The following is a 4,670-nucleotide window of genomic DNA, read 5'->3' as shown; positions in this document are numbered from 1 at the left end:
CTCTTTATATACATTCTCTATACTGTCAGTTAAATTTGACATTAATCCTACGATATCCTGTAAATCGCTTGCCTGTGAAGATGAACCCTCTGCCACCTGCTGCATTGTCTTTGCAAGCTCTTGTGATGACGATGCCATCTCTTCTGAAATAGCTGATAGACTCTCTGATTGAACTGTAACACTATTTGCATTTTCAACTACCTTTTTAATCATTTCCTTTTGTGCCTCAATCATCATCCTAAAGCTATCTTGTATCTGGCCTACCTCATCATTAGATGTCTTTTTTACTTCAATTGTAAAATCGCCATTTTGCGCTTTTTCCATAAGCTTCGACAAATTGATTAACGGATTTGCAATCTGTCTTGAAATCATAAATCCTATAAATACTGCCAAGATAGTAATAATTCCTATAATAATTAATGTTTGAACTATGCTTTTATTTAATTCCTTAGCGTATTCACTTTGATTCATCGTTGTCATAACAATCCAATTTGTTAGTTTGGATTGTTCAAATCCCATTATTTTATCTTCACCGTTTAAATTGTATTTTAAATTACCGCTTTTTTTACTAACTATTTCTTTACCAAAGTCATATTTTTCAGCTATGTTAACCATAACCATTTCTTTTTTAGGATGAGCAATTATTGTTCCATCATCAAGTGATAATGCCGCATAACCCGTTTCTCCAACCTTTGTATTAGTTACACTTTTTAATAATATATCAATATTTATATCTGCAGCTGCAACGGCTGTTTTTCCATCTGATAACTTATATGCCTTTGCTATAGTTATTACCATTTGCTTGCTTGCTGCATCTTCGTATGGTTTTGTAATTATAATCTTACCAAAATCGTTAACAGCATCTTTATACCATGGCCTTGATGTGGGGTCGTATCCTGATGGAAATTGAACGTTTGGATAAATGATAATATTTTTATCGTCATTCGCCGTATAAACGTATAAAATATTTGGGTCAGCCTCTTGTAGGGACATAATGATATCCCTCATAGAATTTATATTCCAGTCTAATATTGATTTTTTCTTAGTTATCGAATCAATATCATTTGAAATATTACCCATAAAAGTATCAATAAATGAAATTTTTTCAACTGAAATTTGTTTTGTCAAATTTTCAACTTTTCCCTCAACTAAATTTTTACTATTATTTATTGTTATAAATGTAGCAATAAATGCAGGAATAATTGCAAAACCTACAAAAAATAAAACAAGTTTCTGCTTTAGTTTTAAGCTTATTCTCATATCTCGTCCTCCAATTCAAAAATCATAATAAAATTAATAAATAATAGCCTCTGATAATAACTTTAAAACTACGGTTTTCTACTAAATTAAATCTTTTTTCCATTTCACCTAACCTCTGTATTTATAATATTCTAAAAATTAATACAATGCGTATTATACAGCTTTATCCTATGCTATACATTTCCCCCTTTCTAGAGCGACTAAAAACATTCATAGCCATATTACAGTATAATAATAATTAAGCATTTTAATTATTATTATAATTAATTTATAAATTCAACTAAATTATACCATATCGTTTATAGTTTTCAATCATTTTTGTTGTAAATCATAGTTTTTTGTCAAAAATTAAGTGTTGAAAATAAAAACTGCAATTGGCAGTTTTTTGTAATAATATTAAGCAGCACCTATAAAATAGAATAAATACTCAACTGTTAGTTCCCTAGCTTCAATATTTTTCATCTCATAATGATTACATTTTTTTATATGGCTGGTAATAATCGAGAACACATACTGACCTTTAATTGTAAACATTATAGCTATGTTCGATTCTTCTTTATCTTTAATTATTGATTGGGTTATATTAAATTTATTAAAAAAATCCTCCAAATTGTTTTTTTCCTTTAATTCAGCAATATAAATATTTTCAAATATTGTTATTTCTTCTATTTCAGTATAAAATAATGAATTATTTAATTTAAAACACAAATAATCCATTTTATCTCCTCCAATTTATAGGTGTTAGTCAAATGATAAGTTAATTTCCATATTTGTTTTATCTTCAAAATAAAACGGTATGCATAAATAGTCTTTTTTAGAAGAATCAATTCCATGGCTTTCATTTAAATACATTTTTGGGGGAGTTATGTCAATATTTATATTATTGTTTGAAAATTCTGTAGCAACATTACCCAAAATCATATTACATAGTTCAGCTATAGCACTTTTAGCCATTTCATCTAGTTCTATTACTGGAAATCCACCCATCATATTAGATGCTATTCTTTTTGCTATATCATCTTCCATAGTAACCCATGATCTACCACTTATACTTCCCAAAATCTCTATCAAAATTGAAATCTTATTTTTATTAATGATATCCTGCTTAATATAGCAATTTCCAACATCAGTCTGTAATCCAGCCACTTGAAGCATAATTTCTTTTCCTGACTTTATAAAAATTTCGATATATTTATTAATCATTAAATAATCTCCTCTCATTTAACAAGAAATTGCATTATTTGCTGATATATTTTTTGTAAAGATACCTGGGCATCTGACAAACCTGCTTCATATACTACTTTAGGCATACCATATACAACACAAGTCTCTTCTGATTCTGTTATTATACGTGCATTAAATTTCTTTGCTAACCTGCAACCTTCTAATCCATCATTCCCCATTCCTGTTAAAATCGAAATAATCATTTTATCCTTAAAATGAAATGCCGCTGAATTTAAAGTTACATTAATACTTGGTTTATATAAAATCTCTTCACTATTTATATCTTCAATTTTAAAAGCTATTTTTCCCTCTAGACTTTTTTTAAATATTGTTTGGTAGCCAGATGGTGCTATATAAATATACCCTTCTTTTAATATTTCACCATCTTCAGCCTCTTTAACACTTAGATTGCAAATTTTATCAAAGCGCTCTGCTAAAGATTTAGTAAAACCAGGAGGCATATGCTGTAATACTAATATAGGAATATTAATATCCTTCTGAAATTGTGGAAGAATATTTTGTAGTGCTGCCGGTCCTCCAGTAGAACATCCTATTATTATTATTTCAATTAAGTTATCAATATTTTTTTTGCTTATAATTAATTCTTCTTCATTATAAGTATTATCCTTTTCTATTGTAGGAATTTTGGCATTTTCAACAATCGTTATTAATCTGTATAAAAAGTCATTAATTAATTCTTCATTTGTTTCTTCTTTTACAAGTTCACTTTTTAAGAAAAAATCTAATGCACCCAACTCTAATGCTCTTAGAGTTGTTATAGCTCCTTCTTCAGTATGATTGCTCAGCATAACAATAGGAAGTGGATTTTCTTTCATAATTAACTCAACAGCTGTTATCCCATCCATTTCAGGCATCTCAACATCCATGGTAACTAAGTCTGGTTTGTATTTTTTTATTTTTTCAATAGCCTCTAATCCATTGCGTGCAATATCAATGACATTAAAACGTTGATCTTTTTGTATTAAAGCAGTTATACATTTTCTCATAAAAGATGAATCATCTACTACTAAAACATTATATTTTTTATTTTCCACAATATCATGCTCCCTTCACATAATAAAAAACAGATGGAGTATATATTGTTTTAAAATTATCATTTATTCCGTTTATAGTTTCTGCATGTCCTAAAAACAAATAACCCCTATTATCTAAAGCATTGTAAAAAGATTGGATAATACTTTTAATTGCAAGAGTATCAAAATATATTAATACATTTCTACAAAAAATAATATCAAATTTACCTAAATCTCTTATTATACTTTCATCCATTAAATTTATATTTCTAAATTGAACCATGTTCATTATAGAGTCTTTAACTTTATAGTCTTCGCCTAAGTCATCAAAAAATTTTTCATAAGCATCATCTGGCATTCTTCTGAATGATAAGGATTTCTTGCTGTAAATTCCATTTTCAGCTTTTCTTAGCACTTTTTTATTTATATCTGAAGCAATTATATGAACTGCACCTTCTTCAAATAATCCACAATCTTCAATCAACATCCCCAACGTATATGGCTCTTCTCCTGTTGAACAAGCTGCGCTCCATATTCTCAAAGGATTTTGTGGAGTTCTGTTAGAATATATAGGCAATACTACTTCTTTAAATTCTTTTAGCAAATTTTCTTCTCTAAAAAAATAGGTCTCGTTTATTGTTATAAGTTCAAATAAAACATTCCATTCTTCTGGTTCAATTTCTAAATAACCACAATATTCCCAGCATGATAATCCAAGTTCTTCAAGTCTATTTGCGATTTTTGATTCCAAGTTTGAAAGAGAATTATTGTAATCTATTCCACTTCTTCTATAAATTTTTTCAGCCAGATCCTTTAGACCAAAAGTTTTTATTGGCATTATCATGACCTCCACAATAATTAATTTTGAATAGGGAAGAAAATTCTTCCCTATTTTTCCTTTATATTTCTTTTAATTCTTCTATAACGTTCTTAATATCCTTAATCAATGTTGAAACTTCTTTTGTTTTTTCAACAGTTTTTTCAACATATTTGATGTTATTAGCAACAACACTATTTATTTCAGCTGTATATTTATTTAAATTTTGAACTTCTTTAAGCTGTAATTCAGTAGACTCAGCAACTTCATTTGCTTGAATTGTTACATTATTTACAGTATTGACTATGCTTTTTGCCATATTTGCCTGTTCTTTA

General features: G+C 28.1%; 6 protein-coding genes. All 6 read right to left on the bottom strand.

All coding sequences use genetic code 11. The features are described from left to right. Positions 1-1,260: PDC sensor domain-containing protein (locus ABG79_RS11975; RefSeq protein WP_152978255.1), on the bottom strand; the 1,260-nt coding region annotated here is incomplete at its 3' end. Between the two features lie 396 nt (positions 1,261-1,656). Then, the gene (locus ABG79_RS11970; RefSeq protein WP_057979699.1) at positions 1,657-1,977 is read right to left on the bottom strand and encodes a hypothetical protein; all 321 of its coding nucleotides are present in this window, start codon (positions 1,975-1,977) and stop codon (positions 1,657-1,659) included. A 24-nt stretch (positions 1,978-2,001) separates the two neighbouring features. Further along, entirely contained in the window at positions 2,002-2,463 is a 462-nt protein-coding gene (locus ABG79_RS11965; RefSeq protein WP_057979698.1) for a chemotaxis protein CheX, read from the bottom strand. A 14-nt stretch (positions 2,464-2,477) separates the two neighbouring features. Then, positions 2,478-3,539, bottom strand: coding sequence for a protein-glutamate methylesterase/protein-glutamine glutaminase (locus tag ABG79_RS11960; protein WP_152978254.1), 1,062 nt, complete (start codon positions 3,537-3,539; stop codon positions 2,478-2,480). A gap of 4 nt (positions 3,540-3,543) precedes the next feature. Beyond that, entirely contained in the window at positions 3,544-4,356 is an 813-nt protein-coding gene (locus ABG79_RS11955) for a CheR family methyltransferase (protein ID WP_242859345.1), read from the bottom strand. Between the two features lie 61 nt (positions 4,357-4,417). Next, positions 4,418-4,670, bottom strand: a 253-nt coding sequence (locus ABG79_RS12585; protein ID WP_160318249.1) for a hypothetical protein, incomplete at its 5' end; no start/stop codon positions are given.

The organism is Caloramator mitchellensis (assembly GCF_001440545.1).
GTDB classification, from domain to species: domain Bacteria; phylum Bacillota; class Clostridia; order Clostridiales; family Caloramatoraceae; genus Caloramator; species Caloramator mitchellensis.
The sequence above is the reverse complement of the archived record's forward strand: the minus strand, read 5'-3'. Positions and strand labels throughout refer to the sequence as shown.